Source organism: Pseudoalteromonas sp. Angola-7 (genome assembly GCF_028599255.1).
Classification (GTDB): Bacteria; Pseudomonadota; Gammaproteobacteria; order Enterobacterales; family Alteromonadaceae; genus Pseudoalteromonas; species Pseudoalteromonas atlantica.
The window spans coordinates 157346-178562 of sequence record NZ_JAQREL010000006.1 but is presented as its reverse complement, the minus strand read 5'-3'; the positions used below and the strand labels follow the sequence as shown (position 1 = coordinate 178562).

The 21217-nt window shown below is 40.6% G+C and carries 17 protein-coding genes and 1 pseudogene; 3 read left to right on the top strand and 15 right to left on the bottom strand.

The genetic code is table 11. The annotated features are described in order from the left end of the window. Positions 1–90: 90 nt before the first annotated feature. The 15 genes and pseudogenes from PSH50_RS10710 to PSH50_RS10640 all read right to left on the bottom strand — a co-directional run bounded on the left by PSH50_RS10710 (position 91) and on the right by PSH50_RS10640 (position 16455). On the bottom strand, positions 91–1692 hold the full coding sequence (locus PSH50_RS10710; RefSeq protein ID WP_004586339.1) for a hypothetical protein: 1602 nt from the start codon (positions 1690–1692) through the stop codon (positions 91–93). A 300-nt stretch (positions 1693–1992) separates the two neighbouring features. Next, positions 1993–3321 (bottom strand): CDC27 family protein, encoded by a 1329-nt coding sequence (locus tag PSH50_RS10705; protein WP_029772987.1) that lies wholly within the window; start codon positions 3319–3321, stop codon positions 1993–1995. Positions 3322–3354: 33 nt separating this feature from the next. After that, positions 3355–3960 carry an energy transducer TonB gene (locus PSH50_RS10700; RefSeq protein ID WP_029772986.1) on the bottom strand — a complete coding sequence of 202 codons (606 nt, stop codon included), beginning with the start codon at positions 3958–3960 and terminating at the stop codon, positions 3355–3357. 12 nt (positions 3961–3972) lie between these two features. Next, positions 3973–4386, bottom strand: a complete 414-nt coding sequence (locus PSH50_RS10695) for a biopolymer transporter ExbD (RefSeq protein WP_004586342.1) — start codon at positions 4384–4386, stop codon at positions 3973–3975. 51 nt (positions 4387–4437) lie between these two features. Continuing rightward, positions 4438–4965, bottom strand: coding sequence for a MotA/TolQ/ExbB proton channel family protein (locus PSH50_RS10690; protein ID WP_029772985.1), 528 nt, complete (start codon positions 4963–4965; stop codon positions 4438–4440). A gap of 3 nt (positions 4966–4968) precedes the next feature. Further along, the gene (locus PSH50_RS10685; protein ID WP_273586372.1) at positions 4969–6336 is read right to left on the bottom strand and encodes a MotA/TolQ/ExbB proton channel family protein; all 1368 of its coding nucleotides are present in this window, start codon (positions 6334–6336) and stop codon (positions 4969–4971) included. Positions 6337–6346: 10 nt separating this feature from the next. Next, positions 6347–7099, bottom strand: a complete 753-nt coding sequence (locus PSH50_RS10680; protein WP_004586345.1) for a DUF3450 domain-containing protein — start codon at positions 7097–7099, stop codon at positions 6347–6349. A gap of 232 nt (positions 7100–7331) precedes the next feature. Further along, the gene (locus PSH50_RS10675; RefSeq protein ID WP_273609618.1) at positions 7332–7946 is read right to left on the bottom strand and encodes a DsbA family protein; all 615 of its coding nucleotides are present in this window, start codon (positions 7944–7946) and stop codon (positions 7332–7334) included. After that, positions 7943–9040 carry a GGDEF domain-containing protein gene (locus PSH50_RS10670; protein ID WP_273586370.1) on the bottom strand — a complete coding sequence of 366 codons (1098 nt, stop codon included), beginning with the start codon at positions 9038–9040 and terminating at the stop codon, positions 7943–7945. Before PSH50_RS10670 ends, PSH50_RS10675 begins: the two co-directional genes overlap by 4 nt. Positions 9041–9043: 3 nt before the next feature. After that, positions 9044–10932: pseudogene (locus PSH50_RS10665) on the bottom strand (methyl-accepting chemotaxis protein). 245 nt (positions 10933–11177) lie between these two features. After that, the gene (locus PSH50_RS10660; RefSeq protein WP_004586349.1) at positions 11178–12431 is read right to left on the bottom strand and encodes a sugar MFS transporter; all 1254 of its coding nucleotides are present in this window, start codon (positions 12429–12431) and stop codon (positions 11178–11180) included. An 84-nt stretch (positions 12432–12515) separates the two neighbouring features. Beyond that, on the bottom strand, positions 12516–13403 hold the full coding sequence (locus PSH50_RS10655; protein WP_273586369.1) for an ABC transporter substrate-binding protein: 888 nt from the start codon (positions 13401–13403) through the stop codon (positions 12516–12518). Positions 13404–13493: 90 nt separating this feature from the next. Then, positions 13494–14006 (bottom strand): RNA methyltransferase, encoded by a 513-nt coding sequence (locus tag PSH50_RS10650; RefSeq protein WP_004586351.1) that lies wholly within the window; start codon positions 14004–14006, stop codon positions 13494–13496. Next, the gene (locus PSH50_RS10645) at positions 14006–14518 is read right to left on the bottom strand and encodes a YcgN family cysteine cluster protein (protein ID WP_024031710.1); all 513 of its coding nucleotides are present in this window, start codon (positions 14516–14518) and stop codon (positions 14006–14008) included. Before PSH50_RS10645 ends, PSH50_RS10650 begins: the two co-directional genes overlap by 1 nt. A gap of 95 nt (positions 14519–14613) precedes the next feature. After that, positions 14614–16455 carry a DUF885 family protein gene (locus PSH50_RS10640; RefSeq protein WP_273586368.1) on the bottom strand — a complete coding sequence of 614 codons (1842 nt, stop codon included), beginning with the start codon at positions 16453–16455 and terminating at the stop codon, positions 14614–14616. 152 nt (positions 16456–16607) lie between these two features. Here PSH50_RS10640 and PSH50_RS10635 point away from each other — a divergent pair, with 152 nt between their 5' ends. From PSH50_RS10635 to PSH50_RS10625, 3 genes are all read left to right on the top strand, one after another. After that, positions 16608–17879 carry an amidohydrolase family protein gene (locus PSH50_RS10635; protein ID WP_273586367.1) on the top strand — a complete coding sequence of 424 codons (1272 nt, stop codon included), beginning with the start codon at positions 16608–16610 and terminating at the stop codon, positions 17877–17879. Between the two features lie 210 nt (positions 17880–18089). Continuing rightward, the gene (locus PSH50_RS10630) at positions 18090–20507 is read left to right on the top strand and encodes a TonB-dependent siderophore receptor (protein ID WP_273586366.1); all 2418 of its coding nucleotides are present in this window, start codon (positions 18090–18092) and stop codon (positions 20505–20507) included. Between the two features lie 154 nt (positions 20508–20661). Next, positions 20662–21213, top strand: coding sequence for a GbsR/MarR family transcriptional regulator (locus PSH50_RS10625; RefSeq protein ID WP_004586357.1), 552 nt, complete (start codon positions 20662–20664; stop codon positions 21211–21213). Positions 21214–21217: the final 4 nt, after the last annotated feature.

Here is a 21217-nt window from a genome sequence, read left to right as displayed (position 1 = left end):
AATCCTAATCAGGTTATACAAAAGAGGCGCCTGACGCTTAAATAACAAGCCACAAGGCGCCTTTAATCAGAGGTTATAATGGTGTGCTATTTAGTCAGCATTTGCTGCTGTAACAGCCGCTTCAACCCATTTATACCAGCTAGAGTCTGTATCCTGATCCGATACCGCACCAATGTAGTTTACGCTTTCAAAAAATGAATCGCTTGTGCTTAAGTCTGTTGCAGTAACCGTTACTTCTGCAGCTGCTGTGTTCGTTGCAAAACCGTTATCTGCAAGTACTGCAACATCATCAGTTAAGATTTGGTTAGCACCGTCATTTTCAAACCACGCTGTTTTTGTTTGACCTTCTAATGGGCCGCTTGCAAATGTATCTGTATCTGTAAAGTTTGCAGAACACGCCATTACAGAGCTTGTGAATGAGATTTTATCTGCTTGTGCTTCACCGTCGCCTGAGAACTCAATACATTGCGTGTTAGTTGCGTTTTGCTTAACGATAACAGTGTTGTAAATGCTTGAATTAAATTGGTCATCAAACTTGTAAGCTTGTGAAGGGTCGTCATCACGTACCGAGTTACCATCGGTAGTTACAACCGTTACATTGGCAACCGTTGGGTTAGATGGAGACACTTGCTCGGTAGAAGAACCTTTAACACCATCAGACTCAAAGCCATTGTTACCCATGTTAACTACAGTGCCGTCATTTAGTGTCACAGTACCGTGTTGAATAAATAAGTACTGAGCTTTACCTTGCCAACCTGCGTCAAAGTCAAACGAATCATCTTGTGTATCTGTTACCGCTACGTGTTTAAGCGTTGTAGCACCACCAAAAATTTCAATACCGTCATCAAAACCTTGGTGAATGTGTAGGTAATCAAACTCAGAACCAGAGCCAACTGCATTTAGTGTTAGTGAATTCAAATCATCGCCTTCACCACCAACGCGAGGGCCTGAACCTGCGTACCAAATTTTAGCCCATTTAATATTACCGCTAGAGTCTGCATTATCGTTACCACCAAAGTAGCTTGTAATACCTTCAGAGGCTACGTTACACGTACCACCGTCACGCTCTGCATCAGTACATTGGTCAGTAATACCGTTACCATTAATGATGATACCGCCCCAATCTGCGTAGCGTGCGCCTTCGCCTGCTGTATCAAAACGGTCAAACGCGTTTGCCGAAGTAAATACAACCGGCTTTTCTTCAGTACCTACCGCTTGAATTTTTGCACCACGTGCAATGCGTACAATTGCTTCACCTGAGCCAAATGCTAAAACGGCACCTGGTTCAACAGTCATTGTTGGACCATTTGCTGGTACTTCAAAGCCATCTACTGTGCTGCCGTCTTCGCCAATTTGTAATGCATCTTCAAAAACGTGAACACCGCCATCAGGTAGCTCAGCGAAAGTAATGTTACTTGTGATAGAAATTGTTTTGCTTGCAAACGAGTCGTTGTATAAACAATCAATGCCACTTACTACGCCTGTTACCGTACCTGCATCTGATTCGTAGCTTGCACAAACAGCTTCTTCTTCAGTTGTTGAACCAGTTGTATTGTTTGAATTATTAACACTGTTATCTGTTGACGAGCTGTTATCGTTTACAGTTGGTGTAATTTCGATATCGCCGCCACAGCCAGCTAGTGTCATTGCAGTTGCTACTAGGCTGACCTTAAATAAATCAGATAATTTCATTGTTCACTCCGTTAAAGTATTTAATTATTTTGTTAGTGCATTAAGTAAAAACTTAAGTCACTTTAAGGCACGATACTCATGCATTAAGGTGACCTGAGTTATCGGATGCAAATAAGATACTGTAGAGATATGACAAAGCAGTTACAGTTTAGTAACCATAAGATGACAATAGTAATTAATTAAAATTCAATAGCTTAAATGTTTTAACAACGAAAAAAACCGCCCTAAGGCGGTTTTGGTGTTGCGATTATGAAATAGGTAAACGCTTTATTATTTGTAAAATAGCGTTAGGGTATAAAGTTAAAGTAACGCGGCTTTAAGTGTTTGCGCATGCACTTTTTCACGCTTAACATATTTAATCCACTGCTTTGCTAAACGTTGTGATTTATCATGCTTTTGGGCTTGTTCAAACGCTAAAATAGACGCATCAAAATTTTGCATATTGTACTGTGCCATACCTAGCGCAACGTAAGCGTTTGATTCAAAATCAAGACCGCCTTTATCAAGCGCCTTACGCGCAGCATCAGCCGCTTCTTCGTATTGCTCAGTGTTAACAAACACTTCTGCTAGGCGTTGATCGTACTTACCATGCTCTGATAGGTCAGCCGCTTTTGCAAAGTAGCTAATCGATTTTTCATCTTCTTTAGCTTGAATCATGGCCTCTGCAATAAAGGCATAGTTTTTCGCTGATTTTTCTACAATGCCTTTTTCTATCGCATCACTCATTGTTTTAGCTGCTTTGTATGCCAGGCCGTTATAAAGGTAAGTTTGCGATAACTGTCGTAAATCAGACTTGGTTTTTAAAAAGCCTTGTTGATACGCCGCTTCGATTACTGCTAGTTGCTCTTTTTCTTTGCCGGTTTCTCCGTACATACCAGCTAGCTGAACCCAATACTCTGGTTTATTGTAAAGTTTAACCATGCGCTCAAGCACTGCCACTACTTTATCTGTTTGATTAAGTGAGTAATACATAGCGCGCTGTAGTACCAGCCAGTTTTCTTTAGGGGTTTTACCTTCGCTGTCGCTAAGAGCAATAACTTGATTAATGTACTCAAGCCCCTTTGGGTATTCTTTTAACTGGTAATAAGTTTGCGCTCTAAGTAAGTAATACCCTTCTGTAATAGGTTTGGTATTTATTTCATCCCACTTATCTAAAAACGCGATAACTTTTTTATACTCGCCGTTGGCCATTGCAAGCTGCGCTAGGCTAAACGTGGTACTTAAACGTAATGATTCAGGAATAGCCTCTTCGGCTACCACTTTTTCAAACGAGGCAATGGCTTTTGGTAAATCATTTTCGTTGTAATAAATAAAGCCATAAAAGTTATGCATCATCGCAATTTCGTACGAGTTCATACTTGAAGCTCGCTCTTGAATGCTATCAAGTGCTTCAAGGCCGGCTTTTACATCGCCATCGTCAGCGAGCTTTTGCGCACGAGCAAGCTGGCTATAAACCTTTTCGCGCAGTGCAGGTACACGCTTTGTTTTTTGTTCTTGCTCTGCATGGGCAGTTGCTACGTTTAGCCCCGGCACAAGGCTTAGTGTACTTGGCACAACAATACTTGCACTGATCGCGGCAGTGCAAAATAATGCCAGTTTTAAATTTTTAGCTGTAGGTAGTAATTTCATAATCGCCTCGCTATTTCATCCAATTAAGATAAGTTAACCATTAATTTGGAAAGATATTTTGTTTTGAACACCCGCCACTTCAACGGCTTCACCATTTACTACGCGCGGTTTATATTTAAATTTAAGTGCGGCATCCATCGCTGCTCTATCAAACAGTGACTCAGGGACCGCTTTTACTACTTGCGGGTCACGTACAGTACCTTGCTTAGTTACTGTAAATTCAACAATTACATAGCCTTCAATACCACGCGACAAAGCACGACGCGGATACACTGGAGCTACTTTTACAATGGGTAGGTATTCACCATCACTTGTTTCAAGCGCTAAGCCACCCGCTAGGTCAACGTCGCTGCCTACATCCGCGCCAAAATCAAAATTATTGCTGGCCGCGTTTGCATCATTATTTTGCATTTGCGGCGACTCCATCGGTGGTGGTGGCTCTTTTGGTGTAGGTGGCTTTTGCGGTTTACGCTCTTTCTTTTGTACCGTTTCTTCTTTTTTCAAACGTACAAAGTCTAAAACGTTTCCTTTTACTGGCTCCGACATGGCACCTTCACCACCGGTGATCAGTGCCTGCATGCCTAAAAACAGCATAAAGGTCACTACACCTGCTACTATTAATGCTACTAAATATCGCAACATGGCTAACCCTTAAGACGCATCTTGTGCAGCAATCGAAACATCAAACGCACCTGCAGCACGCGACGCATCCATTACTTTGATTAACATATCAGTGGTGGCTTTTTTATCAGCTTGAATAACCACGCTCCCTTGTGGGTTTTCTGCTTTTAAGCGTTCGATATTGGCTTGCACTGCACGTACATCGATTTGACGTTTATTAATCCAAATCTCGCCTGTATCAGAAATAGCCACTAAAATATTAGCGCGTTCTTTTTTAACCGCTGTTGCGGCTTCTGGGCGGTTTACATCAATACCGGCTTCTTTAACAAACGAGGCGGTAACGATGAAGAAAATAAGCATGATAAATACAACGTCTAACATTGGGGTCATGTTAATTTCTTCTGCTTCGTCTTCTTGTAATAGGTTTCCTAACGGGGCTCTCATTTTTATTCTCCTAGGATGAGCGACTCTTTAAGCCGCTTATCAAAATGTTACTTAATGGTCTAAAACCATGCTGTCTTCAAGTAGTTCAACTTCGCGCTTGGCTCTGCGCTGTAAAAACGTAGAGGCAAATACACCCGAAAGTGCACCAACCATACCTGCCATGGTTGGAATAGTTGCTTTAGAAACACCTGATGCCATAGAGCGCGCACTACCCGTACCGGTAATTGCCATCACATCAAACACTTCAATCATTCCCGTTACTGTGCCTAACAGGCCAAGTAGCGGACACAATGCAACCATTACATTTATCAATGCTAAGTTAGTGTCTAAACGCATTGAAGCACGTGAAATCATCGCCTGGCGTATTTGCTCAGCATTCCAGCTATTGCGCTCTGCACGGTTTTTCCACTGCGCTTTTACGTTTTGTTTGTAACTACGAAAACCTTTGAAAAAATAAATAAATCGCTCGAGTATCAATAACCACATCGCGAAGATTAACACCCCGATGACCAAGAGGACTTGGCCACCAGTGTCGAGAAAATCACGGATAGCATTGATTGAGTCAATCAATAGCACCATGGTTTATGCTCCCTTCTCGCTTCGCTGTGCGATAATACCTGCGCTTTGCTCTTGAATAGTAAGCAGAATGTTTTTAGCGCGTGTATTAAGTAGGGTGTATAAAAATACCGTAGGAATTGCCACAACTAAGCCAAGCACCGTTGTTACCAATGCTTGCGAAATACCACCAGCCATTAGTTTAGGGTCACCTGTACCAAATAATGTGATTGCTTGGAAGGTGTTGATCATACCGGTTACTGTACCTAGTAAACCTAGCAGCGGCGCCACCACCGAGATGATTTTAATAAGCGTTAAATTACGCGTTACTTTTGGCATTTCACGTAAGATAGCTTCGCTTAATTTAAGCTCTAACGTGTCGTGGGCAACATCAGGGAACTGATCTTTAACTTTCATCACGCGGCCAAGAGGGTTGTCATCGCGTGCTACATCATCTTTAAGTTGACGACGAATTTTACCGCCCATAATCAGTAATGAGAAAAAACGTTCAAGTGAGATAAGTAAAGCAATAACACCTACACCTAAAATAACGTAACCGACTGTACCACCTTGGTGTACACGCTCTTCGGTATCTGGTGCTTGCACTAATAAACCTAAAATTGAGCCACCCGTTGGGTCAAGTGCAAACTGCACAATACCATTTTTTGCATTTTGTAACTCTTCTGCAGTTGCAGTAAAACGTGCTACAGGCTGGCGATTTAACTCGCTTAAGGTATTTGTTACTGGGTTAAATTCTAGGTATTTACCGTTAGAGATTAAGTTAAAAGCACCTACACGTACCACTTCTTGTTGTGCTTTTTCACCACCTTGTACAATTACATCGGTAGTAAAGCGGCTTACTTTACCTTGCTCTGTCATTTCGCGTTGTAGCTCAAACCATACTTTTTCAATATCTTCGATAGAGGCAAGCTTTGAAGTAGAGCCCATTTTTTGTGCTAGCTCATCCATAAATGTGCTACGACCCGCAATTTCAGCTGATACCACAGAAGTAGCGAACTTATTGCTAGAATCACCAGCAACTTGCTGAAGCACACCAAATAGCTCTTTTAAAGAACCCATTCGTTTAGACAGTGTATCTGTTAAGTTAGCAAGTTTAATTTCGTTTTCTTCAAACTGTGTTTCTAAGCGCTCAGACTCAGCAAGCATTTGATTACGTTTTGCTTGTGTGTTGTTAAGCATTTGCACTTGTTCGTTTTGGCGCGCCATAAATTCTTGTTCGCGTTGCTTGTTTTGCGCGCTTTGAGCCGATTTGCCTTCTTCAAGTGTTTTTAATAGTGAGTCTAAGTCCATAGGCTCATCTGCCACACTTGCGCCTGCAAAGCTTAGGCTTGCAGCAAAAAGGGCCATTTTTGTCATTTGAGTAAACAGTTTCATCTTCAACCTCTTATTCTGCTGCGTGTACTGGCAGAGTTAACATATCTGGGGCAAGTTGCTTACGTGCGATACGCAAACCTTTGTTGATTTGGCTAATTGTTGAGTCTGGTAAAGTAACAAACGATTTTGTTTCTTCATCCCAGCTACCAGCTTGCTTACCATCACGTGTTAAATAAATAAGCTCTAAGCGGCCAATGCGTAAAAAGTCTACTTCACGCTCTTTACCGTCTACCGTTAGCAGTGAGGTGTAGGCTTCAATAGTGCGTCCGTAATCAACTTCTACTTGATATGCTTCTAATACGCGGCGGAATTTTTCGCTTGAGTTAATATCTGCACGGTCCATCATGGCGTTTAAAGAGCTAATACGCTTAGTGCGCTCTTCTTGCAAAAATGGCACATCAAGTGCTACAAATTGCTCAAGCCCTTCAATCATGCGCAGCATTAGTGGTGTGATCTGACGCTCAATAATAGAGACCTGATCCATTGAAAGGTTAAGTGACTCCATTTCTTCAATTTGGTTATTTAACTGTTTAGTTAATTGCGCGTTATAAACAGTTAAACCATCAATTTCTTTATTAAGGGTTTTAAACTGTTGAAGACGTCCTTGCATTGAATCAGCAATCTTGTCTATTTTTGTTTGTGATTGCGCAGCTGATTTATTTATTTCACTGCTTTTATCGATAACCTTTTCTAAATCATTGGCATGTACTGCAGCACTTGCTGCTACAATACCAGCTAAGATCAATGGTTTAACGCCTTTCATCGCATACACCTTTACTCGTTAATTAGCGGATTTGCTAGTTTGTTGTTTTAGCCTAAACTGACTTGTTTTAGGCTAAAGATTTTCAATGAGTGAAATTGTATAGATGAATAATGACAGGCATGTTGCGCAAAAAAGTCTATTTTGTTACAGCTGTAACATTTGCGTCTTATATCGGAGTGTTTATATGCAAAGCGTGTATTAAAGCAGCAAATACACGCATTTTGGCTAGTTGTTAAGCTAATAAAGCGTTAATTGTGTTTAGTGTTTGCTGGTGATCGGTGTAATTTATTTTAATTGCAATGGCTTTATTATCAGTTATTAATACTAACGAAGGAAAGCCTTGTATTGGCAAGCTTGCACTAAATGCTAACTCCTCATGTAATTTTTGATTCAAAGCCTCAGAGCAAAGCTCCTCGGTAAACTGTTGTTTATCTAGGCCTATTTTTTCCGCTAAGGTAATTAGAGTACTTTCATCAGATGGGTTTTGAGCATGTAAATAATAAGCATGTTGAATTGCCTCTATCATTTGTGGCTCTTTATTATGCTCTCTGGCAATAATCGCCGCTCTGCAGGCTGGGTAAGTAGAGCGCCTTGGCTGACAAACATGCCAAAAATCAAAATTAAACTGTGTGCCCAACATCGCACTAATTTTATGCCACGTGCTTTGGAGCATGGCGCGCATATTTTCTGGCATGGGCTCTTGGCTATCTGGAGCAAGCCCCCCTACTTTGTATTCTATAGTCAGCTGCGAAGATAATGCGGCTTTTAGTTTTAACCACGTCGGTTTATATCCCCAGCACCAACTGCACATAGGGTCGTGTACATATATAAGTTTAGTTTGAGTCATAGTGTTCCTGTGTGATTTGATACAACTTTGTTACGCCCTTGCTCTTTAGCTAGGTACAGGTATTCGTCTGCTTGTTTAAGTGCACGGCTGTAATGATCCACATTATCAACCTGTGCCACACCAATACTACAGGTAATAAATACCCGTTTATTATCGCTGGTTAAAATAGCTTGTTTTGCGACACATTGTCTAAAATCATCGGCTAATTTTGTAGCCACTGGGGCTGTTTCTTTAGGTAAAATCACCACAAACTCTTCGCCTCCATAACGGGCTTTAACTGCGGAGCTTGGAAATTGTGAATCAAGTAATTTGGTAAACTCTATCAACACTGTATCGCCAAAATCATGACCATAGGTATCGTTTAGTCGTTTAAAATAATCTAAATCAAGTAATAAAATAGAAAACGGCAGGTAGTTTTCGGGCGTTTTAGCGGCTAATTTTAAAAAGTGAGCGGTGATGAAACGCCTGTTCGCGCCACCCGTTAACTGATCTGTATAGGCATCTTGCGTTTGCGCAAGGGTTATATCAGCAATTGCCAGGTGACTTTTATGCCTGAAATATTCACCTATAAACGAAAAAATAAACACCAGTGTAAAAGAGGCTAAAAACCGAGACTTTTCAATACCGCCATAGTTAACTTGGCCAAAATCAGGCCCGTATAAAATAACACTGCAGCACAATAATAAGCTTAAGCCAAGCCTGCAGCCATGCTTTACACCTAAAGAGGCAAAACACACTACTGGGTAAAACATTAGCCAATAAAGCGCGGTATTTTCTTTTCCGCCTGTATACGTAAGGGCCACACACATAATAAACACTATACACATACTTATAAGTGCAACCATTTCGAGCTTGGCTGTTTTTATAAAATAAAAAGTGCCGCTAATAAGGGTAATATTAACCGCTATTAACGACGTGGTAAGAATAGGCGAATACACCGTGTAGTTAAACACCACCAACATAGAGATAACAATAATAGCAATGGCTATCATGGTGAATAGTGAAAATGCTTGGCGCTGTTTATCCGAGCTATACACCTTATCTATGTTAATAAGGCTTAACCAACTTTGTCCTGTAACCGATTTTTTTGGCATATTTTAAACTCTAAACTTTTGAACCATTTGCTCTAAATCACTAAATTGTTGTTTAAGTTTAGTACATTCATTGAGGGTGTTTTTTAAATTTTCTTGGCTTTGTACCGATAACTCACTCATGCTTGTAATGTCTGCGTCGAGCACTTTAACAAGGTCGTTTTGCTCAACAGTGGCATTGGCAACACTATGATTAGCAATGCTAATTTGTTTTATTGACTCTATTATTTGGCCCATTAACACGCTCACACCTTCAGCGTGCTCTACGCTTTTTTCACTGTCTTGAATGCTTGTTTTCATCAGTTCTACCGCTTGGTTTGAGCCTCTTTGTAATTGCCCTACGGTATCTTCAATCTCTTGGGTTGATTGCTGAGTTCGATGAGCTAACTGGCGTACCTCATCAGCCACAACAGCAAAACCGCGCCCAGCTTCGCCTGCTCTTGCAGCTTCAATTGCCGCATTTAATGCAAGTAAATTGGTTTGCTCGCTCACACCTTTAATCACCTCAAGCACTTGCCCAATACTAATTGTATGCGCGTTAAGGCTATTAATAGTGTGTTGCGCTTGTTCCATATTGGCTGATAACTGATGAATACTATTAACGCTGTGCAATAAGGTTTGCTGGTTTTGTGTTGAATGCTCATCTGCATTTTTAGCTATTACAGAAGCGTCACTGGCGTTATTAGCAATAGCCATAGCCGATTGCGAAAAATTATTAACCGCCATGGCCACACTATCAGTACGTTTTGTTTGGTCATGGTGCATGGCTAGTGAAGAATGTGTCTGCGACACCACGCTGGCTATTACGCTATCGAGTTGTTCAGTCGTTAATTTAACGTGTTCTATAGAGTGCTGAATTTTTTCAATAAAAATGTTAAACGAGTGACTAATTTGGCCAAACTCATCATTGTTTTCAACCTTTAAACGTTTGGTTAAATCGCCTTCGCCTTTTGCAATATCTTCTAGTGCATCATTTAGGCGCGCCATAGGTTGCATTAAGTAACGCAGTAAAAATTGCATAAACACAATAATGGCCACAATTCCCACTAACATATAAATAAGCGCGTTAATACCAAAACGAGACACCTCTGCATAGGCTTGGTTTTTATCAATAACGACACCTAAATACCAGTCAACATTGTCTATGCCACGTATTTTAGTAAACGATATCAACTGCGGCTCACCCGCTATATCATATTGTGTAAATTCGCTATTAAGCGCGGTAGGTTGGCCAAATAATTCGGCGGTGTTTTTTAAATTAAGTTCGCTATTAGGATGGCTTAGCACTTGGCCATTTTTATCTACTAAAAAAGCATACCCTAACCCTAAAAAATCAATATCGTTAATTATTTCAGTTACTGTGTGCATGTCTATATCTGCACCCGCTACACCACTAAAGCGGCCATTGCTTTGAATGGGCACAACGGCAGATATAGTCAGCTCGTTGGTGGTTACATCAATATACGGTGTGGTAAATGCGGTATAGCTTTTATTTTCAACTAACTTATACCAAGGTCGCGAGGTGGCATCAAAATCAGAAGGTAACACAATGCTTTGATCGTTAAGTATAAATAAACCACTTGGTTTACCTATATACGTGTTTTTAAAGCCACCAGCGTATTTGGCAGTATTAAGCTGAGCAAGGGTTAACTGTTTTGGATCACTGTTTTGTGAGTTTGCGCAATCGATTTTACTATGGTGAGTTTAGCGTTAAGCCAGCTTGCAATGTTTTGTGAGGTAGATTCTGAATTTTGCTTAAGGACTAAGTCGAGCTGCTGTTGCGTTTGGTTACGCATAGCGATGTAATTATTTATAGCAAATAAACCCAGTACAATAACCAGTACCATAGATGCTGCAATAGTCACTTTTGAGGTGAATTTAAGTGAGTTAAGCATGACTGCCCTTTTTATTTTTTTGTTATTAATTATATTTTTAGCAAAAATATAAAGGTATGTCGTCGTTAATGAGGTAGATAAGCAGTTTATGTACTTAAAATAAGAATAAAGAACCAGCTCTATTCACTATATAGTTGTAACAACTCTATTTTTTTTAAAACAAACCCGCACTTGGAACGTTCCTATAAAATAGTGATAAAAAAGCGACTGAATACGTATTCAGTCGCTCTTTCATCGGGGAGTATTTACCACTTTTTAGCTAAACGAACCACGTTTAAGCCATACCAAGCAATAAATACATAACACACTAGCGGAACAAAAAAGCTTTGCTGAATATTAACAACATCAGCAATGTAACCTTGTAATAACGGCACCAAGGCACCCCCTACTATTGCCAAACACAACCAACCAGAGCCTTTACTGGTTAATGAGCCTAAGCGCTCTATCGCTACAGAAAATATAGTCGGGAACATAATTGAGTTAAATAAACCAATGGCCAGTACCGCGTACAGGGCTACATTGCCTTGCGTAAATATAGTTACAAGTAATAAGGCAATTACCATGCAGGCATTAAATGCTAATGCTTTAGATGGCGCTATTTTTTGTAGTGCAGCAGAGCCAATAAAACGGCCAACCATTGCTCCGCCCCAGTAGTAACTGATCAGTGCAGCAGCAGCGTGCTCTTCAAGCCCAGCTATATGTGCTTCGCCAAAAAAGTTAACTAAAAAACTACCAATAGCCACTTCACCACCGACATAACAAAATATAGCAAATACGCCCATTGTTAAATGAGGTGCCTGTGTTAGTGAGCGAGTTTCATTAACCGGGTTATTTTCTTCTTTATGGCCTTCTATTTCAGGAAGTTTAATAAAGGCAAATACGATAGCAATAATAAGTAAGGCCGCTGCTAACATTAAATAAGGTACTTTTACAGATTCAGCAGAAGCAGCACTTGCCGCTAATGTACCTGCGGTACCAAAAAACAGGATACCTCCAACATACGGGCCTACGGTTGTCCCTAAGGCATTAAGTGCTTGCGCTAAATTTAGCCTAGATGAGGCGGTTTTTTCTGGTCCTAAAGCAGCTACATACGGGTTCGCAGAAACCTGCAAAACAGTTACACCAGCAGCCAGTACAAATAAAGCACCTAAAAACAACCAGTATTCATGCACCACTACCGCAGGGTAGAACAACATACAGCCAATTGAGGCAACTACTAGGCCGGTTAGTATGCCTTTTTTATAACCTAATTGTTTAACCAAAATTCCAGCTGGAATAGAGACAATAAAATAGGCGCCAAAAAAGCAAAACTGTACGAGCATTGCTTCAAAGTAAGTTAGGTCAAAAACGCCTTTCAGACGAGGGATTAGTACGTCGTTTAAAACGGTAATAAAACCCCATAAAAAAAACAGTGTGGTCATTGCAGTCAGCGGTAACAGGTAATTTTTATTTTGTTGCTCTTTGACCGCAAATGATTGATTGGTATTTATTTCACTCACGTCATTTTCACTCCATTAACAAGTTGAAAATGATTTTACACGTTTGCGACACATTATAAGTACAAAATAATTGGAACGTTACAATTAATCACATTCATTTAATAAAGCCTGTTTCATCCTTTGGGTTTCGCCGCTATTTTTAAATTTGTATAAAGCAGTATTAATATCTTCTAATACAGTGAGCCAGTTTGGTGTTTTTTTACTTATCGCAAAATATAAAGGGTTATATTGAATTGCCTTGCTCTCTGGTTCAATAGCACTAAGTAGGGTCTGTTTTTCGCTATCGGGTAAAGTGGCATATTTTACCGAGTAAAGTAACACAGCGGGGTCGCCTATAATTAAATCTACACGCTTTGCCGCAAGTAACTTTACCAGCTGTAAATCATCAACGGCATTAATGATGATAAATTCGTTGTTATCCATCATGGCATCAAACTCAGGGGTATTTTGATACCCTCTTACAACACCAATACGCGAGCCTTTAAGCGACTTTAAATTGCCATTAAACCTGTCGGGCTCGCCTTTGCGTTTTAAAAAACCTATGTTACCGCCTTCAAACGAATTAGAAAGCCCTAACAGCTTACGGCGTGTTTTACCTTCTATGTAATCAGATGGCGCGGTGTCTTCAATATAATACTCTGGCATTAACACATCGGCTTTACCTAGCTCTACAGAACGAACAGCTCTCGCCCAAGGAACAAACTCTATATAAGCACTATAACCAGCGCTATGTAGAATCGCCGTACTAAATTGATATACCCAGCCTTTGTTACACAGCTTATTACCTATGTAAGGCGGCCAGTCTAATGTAACCACATGAATTGTTTGATTGCTGTTTGGCGTGCTAAATAGGTAACCCGATTTATAGCGCTCACCTATTACAGTGTGACGAGTATCATCTTGCATGTAGGTCACAGGAACCTCAGCAAAACAATAAGATGAAAAGAGTATGAGGATTAAAAATAAACGCATAATTAAATTTCATTTACAATATGTTCCTAAAGTGTAGAACTTAGTACATAAAGTAAAAGAAATTTTAATTAAAATTACAGCAGTGGGTGCTTAAGCTTTTACCCACTTCATTTTATTATTGGTATCGCGAGAATTAATAATAGTTGAGTCGCTGCTCTCTACCCCACCAAGTTTGGCTAAACGGTCGTAAAGTACCACATTGCAGGTGGCCGCAAGGTTCATACAACCAATTGTAGGTACGTAAACCACTTCATCGCACCATTTTAAAACCTCTTTTGGTACTGAGCCGTCTTCTGGCCCAAATACATAAAATGCGTTTTCAGGGTGTTTAAAATCAGGTAACGCAGTGGCGCCTTCAATCAGCTCAATAACCACAACCTTTGCGCCTTCAGGTTTTACACTGAGTAGGTTATCAGTGCCGGTAAGTGCAATACGCTCAACAACATTTTTAGTGTCGGTATGAAACTTTTTAGCATTTAAGTAGCGACTACCGGTAAAAAATACTTGTTTAGCGTCATAGCAACCCGCAGCACGTAAAACGCCGCCAACATTTGTCGGGCTTTTAGGATTAATTAAACCTATTACAGCCTTAAGCTCGCTCATTAGTCGCAATCCTTTGTTGGCCACTCAGCAATGTATAAATCAAAGTCATCGAGCTTTACGTCACAGTCTTTTACGGTTTTATCTTTAACAGAAATACCAAGCGCATGCATTTGGGTTTTGTCACCCTGATTTAATAGCGGATGCCAAGAGGCTAAACCTCGCCCCTCGTGAAGACGGCGATAACTACAGCTTTGCGGCATAAAAAAGATATCTTTAAGGTTGGCTTTGGTCAGTTTAACGCAAGAAGGGACAAGCGTTTGGCGGTTTTCGTATTCGCTACAACCACAGGTATTGTTATCAAGGTATTGGCAAACAATGTTGGTGAAAATAAGCTCTTCGCCTTCACGTAGTTGGTCGGTGGCGGTAAATTCGTCTTCATCTTCACTGTCAATAAAGGTATTTAAACAGCATTTTCCGCAACCATCACAAATCGCTTCCCATTCGTTTTGGTTCATATCGGCTAAGCTTTTTTTAAGCCAAAACTGTGTATTTGCTAACTCTTGATCAAACATAATTTACTCGCGCCCCTAAAGAGCGCGCATTCTAACGTATTGCTACAGCGTGCGCAAAGCCCGTGCCTTTATTTGTACGGGCTTTGCGCATTTTGCTATTTACTGGCAGCAACCCAACGTTTAATTTTTTCCTCTAAAATAGGCATTGGCAAGGCGCCATCAATCAATATTTGCGTATGAAACGCTTTAATATCAAACTTATCACCTAACTCTTTTTTAGAGTAGTCACGTAATTGTTGAATTTTAAATTGCCCCAATTTGTACGACAGTGCTTGGCCAGGCCATGCAATATAACGCTCAACTTCTGCTATCACATCGCTTTTAGCCATTGACGAATTTGCCAGCATGTAATCGATACCTTGCTGTCGAGTCCAGCCTTTTGCATGAAAGCCAGTATCAAGCACTAAGCGCATTGCTCTAAGTTGCTCATCGGCCAAACGCCCATACCACATATAAGGGTCGGTAAATAAGCCCAGCTCTTTTCCTAGGCTTTCTGCGTACAACGCCCAGCCCTCTGCAAATACCGTGTAGCCGCCAAACTTTCTAAAATCTGGAAGGCCATCTATTTCTTGCTGTAAAGCAATTTGAAAGTGGTGACCTGGCGCGGCTTCGTGAATAGAGAGCGTTTCTAATAAAAATTTTGGCTGCGCTTTAAGGTTATAAGTATTGATGTAAAAAATACCTGGTCGAGAGCCATCAGGTGCCGGCGCTGCATAAGATGCACCCGCTGCAGATTGAGCTCGATAAGGTTCAACCGCTTTTACAACATAAGGGGCTTTAGGCGCAACATCAAACAGTAAAGGGACGCGCGCATCTATTTTTTGTTTTATATCTTCATACGCTGCAATTAATCCCTCTGGCGTATCGTAATAAAATTGGTCCGAATCACGTAAGTGCTGAAAAAATTCATCCAAGGTGCCGTTAAAACCTACCTCGTGTTTTACTTTTTTCATCTGACTTAAAATACGCGAAACTTCACTTAAACCAATCTCATGTATTTCATCTGCAGAAAGGCTCAACGTGGTATTTTTTTTAATTTGATATTCATACCAAGCTTTACCATTAGGCAAGTCACTATAACCTACCGTTTCTCGGCTTTGAGGAATGTATTGATTGGCTAAAAAGTCGCTCATACTTTTATATGCAGGCACTAATTGCTGCATAATAAGTGCTTTATATTGCGCCGTTATTTGCTGCTTTTGCTGTGCAGTAAATGAGGCTGGTAAGTTTTTAATTGGCCCCCAAAATAACGAATCCTCTGCATTTTTAACCACATGCGCAGCAAATTGTGGCTGAAGCTTTTTAGCTAATGGTTTTGGTAAGGTAATGCCCGCTTTAATCCCTTTCGCCATCGCGCGCTCTACACTGCTGAGCCACGTAATAAAGCCTTCGCTTCGTTTTATAAAATTATTGTAATCTTCTACGGTATTAAATGGCTGCGCACTTTGGCCCGAGCCAAAACCTGCAAAGGTATTATGCGCTCCCGCCATTTGGTTAATAGGCAGCATATAGCTTGGAAATTGCATTCCCTCTAAATTAAGTGCTAGGTCTCTTTGTAATATTTCATAGCTGAGTAACGCTTGCCCTGTTAACTGCGCCTTATCAATAAGTGTTAAACGTTGTTGATACTTTTTGTAAAACGCGGCTTTTTTTGCCCTATTCTTTTGGGTAATAGCGGGGGTAAACTTATCATTAAATTCACTACGACCACTATAAGTTGCATTAATAGGTTTAAAGCTGAGTAACTCGTTGTAGTACTGTGCTACAAGTACATCTAATTGCTGCTCATAAGAGAGCTCTGAAACAATAGCTGCAGGTGCGTTTGACGTGTTTAGCTGTGCACTATTGTCAGTGTTATTACTGGTTTGTGTGTTCATACAGCCACTTAAAGCAAACATAACGCCACTGGCAACTAAGGCTAATTTAATTGATTTCATGGTAATCCTTTTTAGTATCGTCAGCCGATTATGCGCACTTAACCTGCGTTAATAAAGAAATTACGATAAGTGGCGATTAACCTATTATATTTACACTTTTATATTAGGTTGTTACATTTCAATTAATTAAACCGCCACCAGAAGAAAAAACAATGAAAAAAAAGCTACTCAGCGCCTCCGTTGCACTTATGTGTTTAGGAAGCTTTAACGCGCAAGCCCTTACTTATATATCTGCTAAAGCCATGGTAGATGTACAAACTGGCGAGGTTATTCAATCGCCGCTGATCACCATTGATAATGGGGTGATCACTAACGTCGCACAAAACAAAAAGCCGAGCATGACCAAAAACGATCAGCATATTGATTTACCCGAGCTCACTTTAATGCCGGGCCTTATGGATATGCATGTACATTTGACCAGCGACCCTACGGTATCTCGAAGTGAGCGTTTAAGTCAGTCGGTACCGCGCATGGCCATTAAAGCCGCGCACTTTGCTAAAAAAACATTGCTTGCTGGTTTTACAACCCTCAGAAATGTAGGGGCCGAGGGCTATAGCGTGATTGCAGTGCGTGATGGTATTAACGCCGGAGATATTGTAGGCCCGCGTATTTGGGCAGCTGGCCCTTCGCTTGGGATCACAGGCGGACATTGCGATAATAACCGTTTACCACCAGAGCTAAAATACACTTCAACAGGGGTAGCCGATGGCCCATGGGCTGCACGTGTAAAAGTACGAGAAAACATAAAGTATGGCGCTAATGCCATTAAGTTTTGCGCCACGGGGGGCGTTTTTTCTAAAGGTACAAAAGTGGGTGTACAGCAGTATTCATTTGAAGAAATGAAAGCCATTGTAGATGAAGCCCACATGCGTGATTTACCTGTAGCCGCTCACGCACATGGCACAAGTGGTATTAAAACAGCTATAAAAGCCGGCGTAGATAGTATTGAACATGCCAGCTTTTTAGATGATGAAGCCATCGCACTTGCTAAAAAACATGGCACGTGGTTATCAATGGACATTTATAATACAGAATACACACTGAGTTATGGTGAGCAAAATGGGGTAGATGAAGAAAACCTCAATAAAGAACGTCAAGTGTCTAAAAAGCAGCGCGACAGCTTTAACCGCGCAGTAAAAGCCGGTGTAAATATGGTATTTGGTACCGATGCTGCTATTTACCCTCACGGCGATAACGCCAAACAATTTAGCCGTATGGTTAAATTTGGCATGAGCGAACTACAAGCAATACAAGCTGCCACCATTAACAGTGCAAAGCTATTAAAAATGGATAATAAACTGGGTCAGCTAAAATCAGGGTTTGCAGCCGACATTGTTGCCGTAAAAGGTAATCCACTTAAGAATATCTCTGTGCTTGAGCGCATTCCTTTTGTTATGAAAGCAGGCGTTGTTTATAAAAAATAGTCACTAATTAATGTATAATTTTACAAAAGCATGAAAGCTTACACTTTCATGCTTTTTTATTTACCGCATTAATTTAACTTTAAATTTACTTTTTAGAACAATAACTCACCTACTACGCAATTAATTTCACTTTTTTAGAATTTTTTATTCACTTAACGAATAATAACTATTACTATTCGCATACTTTATGGAATGCGAATAATTATCAATATGAAAAAGTTCAAATACTCTCTTGTTACACTTGCGTGTTTAAACGCATCATTAGCGGTTGCTGCAACAACGGCTGAAAAAGACATTGAGCGCATCAGCGTTTACGAAAAGCAAAACCAAGTTGTAATGAGCTCAGGCCTTGCAACTAAATCAGACATGTCGTTAATGGAAACACCGGCACCGGTTGTTATTATTGACCGTGAACTTATAGAGTCACAAGGTGTAGATAGCCTACAAGAACTTGTACGTAATGTAAGTGGTTTAACTCAAGCCGGTAATAACTACGGTATAGGCGACAATTTAGTCATTCGTGGTCTTGATGCTAATTACACTTACGATGGTATGTATGGCGGTGCAGGCTTAGGTAATACATTTAACCCAACTCGTTCACTCACTAATGTTGAGTCGGTTGAAGTACTTAAAGGCCCTGCTACCGGTTTATATGGTATAGGCAGTGCTGGTGGTGTTATAAATCTGATTGAAAAAAAGCCAGAGTTTGAAGAAAAACATAAAATATCTGCCGAGCTTGGCCAGTGGGAAAGTTATTCACTTGCCTTTGATAGCACCAATGCGATTACCGATGACCTAGCGTATCGCGTAATGGCTAAAACGGCCTCAAGCGATGGCTTTCGTGATTTAAAAGAAGACCGCGACGAAATTTATACCTCGCTTAAATACATACTAAGTGACAAGCAAGATATCATGCTCTCTGCTGCCTATATTAAAGACTCAATTGCAGTAGATTCTATTGGCCACCCTATTCGAATTTATAACGCAGAAACCGCCAATGGTTTAACTGCAGGTGAAGTAACTGGCGCAGATTTAGTAAATGACCCATCTGGTAATGGTGTGCAATTAACTGCGGCTCAACAAACACAATTGGCAGATTCGCTTTCATCAACCGATGGCCTTACCCCGTACGATTTTGGTACTAACGGTATTATCTCTCCTATGGCGGATGATAATGAAGGTGAAGAGCTTCGCTTTAAGCTAACCCATAATTACTTTATTACAGATGATTTATTTTTAAATCAGCAGTTACAGTACCGTAACTACACATCAAGCTTTGCTCGTCAAACTGGCGCGTTTAATTATGTGTATTCAACACGCGATGGCATTATAAATAACGACCCGCGTGCCCCGTTAGTTGAAGACGATGTGCTTTACCCGTTTGCAGCGCGACGCCAAGAATACCGCCAAGTAGAAGCTGATGAAAAGTCATGGCAGTATTTCTTAGATTTACGCTATGACTTTATGTTAGGCGACGTGGATAACGAATTACTGGTTAATGCAAACTACGAAGACAGAGACATTCGCTTTAAACAGTATTCTATTTACGATGCAGACAAAGTTATTTACGATAGCGAAGGAAATGTACTGTATCAAGGCACGCTGCCATATATTTATGATATGCGCTCGCCAAATTGGCCAACAGGCAGTTTTGATGACTACGACCCGCTAAAAACCAGTGACTACAATAAAAAAGTACAAGCGTGGGGCTTAGGTATTCAGCACGTAGGCTATATTACTGAGCAGCTTACAACTCGAGTTGGTGTTGCTTATAATCGCATTAAGCAAACATATGAGCACTATGGTGTAGATGAGCGTTATAGCTCAAGTCGCGCTGAACCAACGCCTGAAGCAAACACATCAGACAGTGGCTTAACTTATAACTTAGGCGCAACGTATCAACCTACTGAAAACTTTAGCGTGTTTATAAACCACGCGAAAGGCCGTACTGCCTACAGTGTATTAGGCTCAGTAGCAGGTACAGAGGCCGACCGTGAAGACTCTGAGTCTATCAGTAACGATTTAGGCTTTAGATTTAAAGCATTTGATGATCAGCTTTTAGCATCACTGGTGGTATTTGAAAGCGCGCGTACAAACCTTGAATACACAAACCCACTGTATGAAGCCGGTGTGTCTGGGCCTGATGTAGTAGAAAGCTACTACGATGGTGAAGAGCAAACCAAAGGCGTTGAACTCGATTTAAATGCGCACTTAAACGAGCAATGGAAAGTAAATGTAAACGGCGTATACCAAGATGCCCGGGATAAATCTAACCCAAATAGCAGCAGTTACGATACACGCCAAAAAGGCGTACCGTATGTAACGGCAAGTACGTGGGTTACCTACTACGCCGATATGTTTAACCTACCTAAGGCTGTTAACATAAGTGGCGGTATTACTTTTGTTGATAACAGAAGCACTAACTCAAGCTCGTTTAGTATTCCTGATGGCTATGTACCAAGCTACACGGTGTACGACGCAGCAGTTTCGTACACCACTGATAAATGGCACATACAGCTTAATTTAAACAATTTGTTTAATAAAAAGTACTACTCTAAAGCCATGTTTTTAGGCGGTATGCCAGGCGAAGAGCGCAACGCTAAGCTCAGCTTTAGCTACACACTTTAACCCTGCCTAAGCAATTAATTTACTCCTACAAAAAGTAGGAGTAAATTAAACCTAGTCTTGATTTAATACTCTACAAAAGATACCAGGCTAAACGTTGCTATAATTTATAAGCATGCTAGCATTACTTTCTGAATTTACTGAAACTTAAAAAGCTATGAGTCTATCTGAAAAAAACTTAGCCTTTGTTATGCACTGTGGTGAAATGGGCAGCCGTTGGGGTTTCAATCGTACGATTGGCCAAATGTGCGGTTTACTGATCATCACCAAAGAGCCCATGACCGCAAATGAGATTGCCGATGCGCTAAGTATCTCGCGTGGCAATGTAAGCATGGGAATTAAAGAACTCCAGTCATGGCAATTAATTAAAGTGCATCATATCCCTGGTGATCGTAAAGAATATTACGCCCCAGCGGGTGAAATTTGGGATATGGCTAATCGCGTATTTGAAGAGCGTAAAAAGCGTGAAATAGACCCTACCCTAAGTTTGCTACGTGATAACCTTTTAGACGAAGCAAACAACGAAGAAGAGCGCTATGCACAAAAGCAAATGGGCGAAATCCACAACCTACTCGAAACGGTTACTAAGTGGTCTTCAGAGTTACAACGCTTAAGCCCAGAGCAGCTTAATAAGCTAATGAAGCTTGGTTCAGGAATTGGCAAGGTTATCGATTTAAAAGATAAAATATTTAAAAAAGAACATGATTAAACAA

Coding starts and splice junctions, on each gene's coding strand:
- PSH50_RS10655 (WP_273586369.1), bottom strand. CDS start 13,403: ATGCGTTTATTTTTAATCCTCATACTCTTTTCATCTTATTGTTTTGCT.
- PSH50_RS10645 (WP_024031710.1), bottom strand. CDS start 14,518: ATGTTTGATCAAGAGTTAGCAAATACACAGTTTTGGCTTAAAAAAAGC.
- PSH50_RS10630 (WP_273586366.1), top strand. CDS start 18,090: ATGAAAAAGTTCAAATACTCTCTTGTTACACTTGCGTGTTTAAACGCA.
- PSH50_RS10640 (WP_273586368.1), bottom strand. CDS start 16,455: ATGAAATCAATTAAATTAGCCTTAGTTGCCAGTGGCGTTATGTTTGCT.
- PSH50_RS10710 (WP_004586339.1), bottom strand. CDS start 1,692: ATGAAATTATCTGATTTATTTAAGGTCAGCCTAGTAGCAACTGCAATG.
- PSH50_RS10625 (WP_004586357.1), top strand. CDS start 20,662: ATGAGTCTATCTGAAAAAAACTTAGCCTTTGTTATGCACTGTGGTGAA.
- PSH50_RS10705 (WP_029772987.1), bottom strand. CDS start 3,321: ATGAAATTACTACCTACAGCTAAAAATTTAAAACTGGCATTATTTTGC.
- PSH50_RS10635 (WP_273586367.1), top strand. CDS start 16,608: ATGAAAAAAAAGCTACTCAGCGCCTCCGTTGCACTTATGTGTTTAGGA.
- PSH50_RS10680 (WP_004586345.1), bottom strand. CDS start 7,099: ATGAAAGGCGTTAAACCATTGATCTTAGCTGGTATTGTAGCAGCAAGT.
- PSH50_RS10685 (WP_273586372.1), bottom strand. CDS start 6,336: ATGAAACTGTTTACTCAAATGACAAAAATGGCCCTTTTTGCTGCAAGC.
- PSH50_RS10650 (WP_004586351.1), bottom strand. CDS start 14,006: ATGAGCGAGCTTAAGGCTGTAATAGGTTTAATTAATCCTAAAAGCCCG.
- PSH50_RS10695 (WP_004586342.1), bottom strand. CDS start 4,386: ATGAGAGCCCCGTTAGGAAACCTATTACAAGAAGACGAAGCAGAAGAA.
- PSH50_RS10690 (WP_029772985.1), bottom strand. CDS start 4,965: ATGGTGCTATTGATTGACTCAATCAATGCTATCCGTGATTTTCTCGAC.
- PSH50_RS10675 (WP_273609618.1), bottom strand. CDS start 7,946: ATGACTCAAACTAAACTTATATATGTACACGACCCTATGTGCAGTTGG.
- PSH50_RS10670 (WP_273586370.1), bottom strand. CDS start 9,040: ATGCCAAAAAAATCGGTTACAGGACAAAGTTGGTTAAGCCTTATTAAC.